The 3,507-nt window shown below is 70.5% G+C and carries 3 protein-coding genes and 1 pseudogene; 2 read left to right on the plus strand and 2 right to left on the minus strand.

Annotation, left to right across the window (positions count from 1 at the left end):
• Positions 1–44: 44 nt before the first annotated feature.
• Positions 45–968: a helix-turn-helix domain-containing protein gene (locus tag ACWC09_RS52350; protein ID WP_450859366.1), complete on the minus strand. Its 924-nt coding sequence runs from the start codon at positions 966–968 to the stop codon at positions 45–47.
• A 178-nt stretch (positions 969–1,146) separates the two neighbouring features.
• On the opposite strand from ACWC09_RS52350, the gene ACWC09_RS52355 reads away from it, so the two are divergent.
• On the plus strand, positions 1,147–2,187 hold the full coding sequence (locus ACWC09_RS52355) for an NAD(P)-dependent alcohol dehydrogenase (RefSeq protein WP_450859368.1): 1,041 nt from the start codon (positions 1,147–1,149) through the stop codon (positions 2,185–2,187).
• 48 nt (positions 2,188–2,235) lie between these two features.
• On the opposite strand, the pseudogene ACWC09_RS52360 reads toward ACWC09_RS52355, so the two are convergent.
• Positions 2,236–2,631 (minus strand): annotated as a pseudogene (locus ACWC09_RS52360) (iron chelate uptake ABC transporter family permease subunit); the annotation flags it as partial.
• A 340-nt stretch (positions 2,632–2,971) separates the two neighbouring features.
• On the opposite strand from ACWC09_RS52360, the gene ACWC09_RS52365 reads away from it, so the two are divergent.
• Positions 2,972–3,355 (plus strand): VOC family protein, encoded by a 384-nt coding sequence (locus ACWC09_RS52365; protein ID WP_450859370.1) that lies wholly within the window; start codon positions 2,972–2,974, stop codon positions 3,353–3,355.
• The last annotated feature ends 152 nt before the right edge of the window (positions 3,356–3,507 follow it).

The raw sequence follows: 3,507 nt of genomic DNA on the forward strand, positions 1-3,507 counted from the left end.
CTGGGGGCGGCAGCCCCCAGGGCATCGACAACGCCGCGCACGCCTCAAGCCGACGGTGCCGAATGCCCCGCCCGCGTCGCGTCAGCCCCCCAGCTGGCCAGCAACCGCAGCGCCTCCGCCGTGGGCGAGCCCGGCTCCGCGTGGTAGACGACCATGCCCTGATCCGTGCCGTCGGTCAGGGGGAAGGACTCGTAGTTCAGGGTCAGGTCGCCGACCAGGGGGTGGCGCAGGAGTTTCACCCCGTAGCTCTTCTCCTTGACGTCGTGCGTGGCCCACAGGCGTCTGAACTCCTCGCTCTTGACGGAGAGTTCACCGACCAGCGCGGACAGCCGGGGATCGTCCGGATAGCAGCCCGCCTGCATGCGCAGCAGGGCGACCATGTCGGACGCCTTCTCCTCCCACGCCACGAACAGGTCGCGGTAGGCGGGGTTCAGGAACACCAGCCGCGCCCAGTTCCGCTCCTGCGGCGCCAGCTCCCCCCAGTCGCCGAAGACGGCCGCGGCCATCCGGTTCCAGGCCAGGATGTCCGAGTAGCGGCCCCCGATGTACGCCGGCACCGCGTCCATGGTGTCCAGCAGCTGCAACAGCGACGTCCGCACCTGCTGCGTCCGCGCCACCGGCTTCTTCTTGTGCTGCTTCGGCTTCGCGAGATGGGTCAGATGCGCGTGCTCCGCGTCCGTCAGCCGCAGCGCCCGCGCGATGGAGTCGAGGACCTCCGCCGACACGTTCCGCCCGTTGCCCTGCTCCAGCCGGGTGTAGTACGCCACCGAGACCCCGGCCAGCTGCGCCAGCTCCTCGCGCCTGAGCCCCGGCACCCGCCGGTGCCGCCCGAAGTCCGGCAGCCCCACGTCCTCCGGCTTCAGCCGGGCCCGCCGGGTGCGCAGGAACTCACTGAGCTCGGCGCGCCGGTCCAGGGCACCACCGGCCCGGCCTGCGGGCTCCTGTACGGGATCGGGCTGTTCGTCCATACGTCCAGTATTCACGGTCGTACGTCCACGAGCCTGACCCCGTCAGTGGTAGGCACGGCAGACGTATGCAGAGGTGGGGGCTGGGTGACGCTTGTCCCTTCCGGCATGCTGATCACCGCGCCCGGACGGAACGTGAAGAAGGCAGCCGGGCGCGGACCCCCGCTAGGAGACCCCCGGCATGACCACCGTTGCCGCCTACGCCGCACCCGCGGCCAAGGCACCCCTGGAGCGCACCACGATCGAGCGCCGCGAGGTCGGCGAGTTCGACGTCCTGATCGACATCAAGTTCGCCGGTATCTGCCACTCCGACATCCACCAGGCACAGGAGGGCTGGGGCCAGGCCATCTTCCCGATGGTCCCGGGCCACGAGATAGCCGGCATCGTCGAGGCCGTCGGCTCCGGCGTCAGCAGGTTCAAGGTCGGCGACCGCGTCGGCGTCGGCTGTCTCGTCGACTCCTGCCGCACGTGCGAGAACTGCAAGGCGGGCCAGGAGCAGCACTGCACCGGCGGGAACGTCGGCACGTACAACTCCGTCGGCAAGGACGGCGAGCCCACCTACGGCGGCTACTCCGAGAAGGTCGTCGTCGACGAGAACTTCACCGTCCGCATCCCCGACGGCCTCTCCCTCGACGTGGCCGCTCCGCTGCTCTGCGCGGGCATCACCACGTACTCCCCGCTCAAGCACTGGGGCGCCGGCCCCGGCAAGAAGGTCGCCGTGATCGGCCTGGGCGGCCTCGGCCACATGGGCGTCAAGATCGCGCACGCGCTGGGCGCCGAGGTCACGGTCCTCTCCCAGTCCCTGCGCAAGAAGGACGACGGCCTGAAGCTGGGCGCCGACCACTACTACGCGACCAGCGACGAGAAGACCTTCCAGGAGCTGGCGGGCACCTTCGACGTCATCCTCTCCACGGTCTCGGCACCGCTCGACTTCGGCGCGTACCTGAGCCTGCTGAAGACGGGCGGCGCGCTGGTGAACGTGGGCGCCCCCGAGGAGCCCATCGCGCTCAACCTCTTCTCCCTCATCGGCGGGAACAAGACCCTGGCCGGTTCGGCGATCGGCGGTATCGCCGAGACCCAGGAGATGCTCGACTTCTGCGCCGAGCACGCCCTGGGTGCCGAGATCGAGCTGATCCGCGCGGACGAGATCAACGAGGCGTACGAGCGGGTCGTGAACTCGGACGTCCGGTACCGCTTCGTGATCGACACCACGACGATCTGACGCCCGCCCCCTGACCGAGGGCCCTGGAGCCGCACTGCTCCGGGGCCCTCATCGTGTCCCCGCACGCCTCCCGGGCAGCCACAGCGGATACGGCCCGCCGACGAGCGCGGTGAGCGCGCCGACCGGGATCTCCAGCGGGGGCAGCAGGGTACGGGCGCCGATCAACGCGGTGTTGAGGAGCGGCAGTTGGGGCGTGCGGGTGAGACGGCGGGCCGGCTGGGGTGCGGTGAGCGCGACGAACCCGATGGGCCCGGCGGCTCCGGTCGCCGTGGCGGCGAGCACGACGCCGAGCGGGCGCAGCATGTGGCCGGCCCACACCGGGGCGGGCACGGACATGACGAACACGAGGGCGAGCGGCCCGGCCTGCTCCCATCCCCGCCCGTTCAGACTTCCGGCCGGCCACAGCTTCACCTGCTCGGCGGCCTCCGGCTCGGCGGTGGCCAGGGTCTCCAGGTTGGGGGCCCGGCGAGCGCCCGTGTCCGTCATGGCGGCGAGCTTCGGCTCGTAGGACGGGAAGGCGTCGGCCAGATACTCGGGGACCAGGCCGGCGTGGTCGGCGCGGGTCGCGGCGGTGGGTACGACGCCCGGTGACAGCAGGGTGTCGAGCCGGCCGGTGCTGAGCACGGCGATCCGCGATCCGCCTCGGCCTTGATCGTCGTACTGCCCTCGAAGTGCCTGACCGTGCGAGGGTGCCGGGCGCGGCGGACGAGCCCGACCGGTTTATTAAGGCAAGGCTTACCTTAACTGCTCGTCGGAGTATGTTGGGCATGAGGAGGCCCACACGATGACCGTGCAGCTGAACCACACCATCGTCGCCGCACATGACAAGAAGGCGTCGGCCCAGTTCCTCGCCGACATCCTGGGGCTGGAAGCGGGTCCGCAGTGGGGACCGTTCTCCCCGGTCGCGATCCCGAACGGGGTGACCCTGGACTACGTGGACGCGCAGGGCGACATCACCCCGCAGCACTACGCGTTCCTGGTGTCCGAGGACGAGTTCGACGCCATCTTCGCCCGTATCCAGAACGCGGGCCTGACTTACTGGGCGGACCCGCACCACAGCCGCCGGGGCGAGATCAACCGCAACGACGGCGGCCGGGGCACCTACTTCGACGACCCGGCCGGCCACAGCCTGGAGATCCTCACCAGGCCGTACGGCAGCGGGAGTTGAGCGGGCTGCAGAGCTTCTCGAAGCCCCCGGAGCTACGGCCGGCCAGAAGAGCCCAGGACCGTGCGGCCGGCCAGAAGAGCCTAGGACCGTGCGGCCGGCCAGAAGAGCCTAGGACCGTGCGGCCGGCCAGAAGAGCCCAGGATCGTGCGGCC

The sequence above is a fragment of the Streptomyces sp. NPDC001617 genome (genome assembly GCF_053596855.1).

What these genes read in the sequence shown, in the direction of transcription:
- ACWC09_RS52350 (WP_450859366.1), bottom strand. Translation starts at nt 968, where the DNA reads ATGGACGAACAGCCCGATCCCGTACAGGAGCCCGCAGGCCGGGCCGGT.
- ACWC09_RS52355 (WP_450859368.1), top strand. Translation starts at nt 1,147, where the DNA reads ATGACCACCGTTGCCGCCTACGCCGCACCCGCGGCCAAGGCACCCCTG.
- ACWC09_RS52365 (WP_450859370.1), top strand. Translation starts at nt 2,972, where the DNA reads ATGACCGTGCAGCTGAACCACACCATCGTCGCCGCACATGACAAGAAG.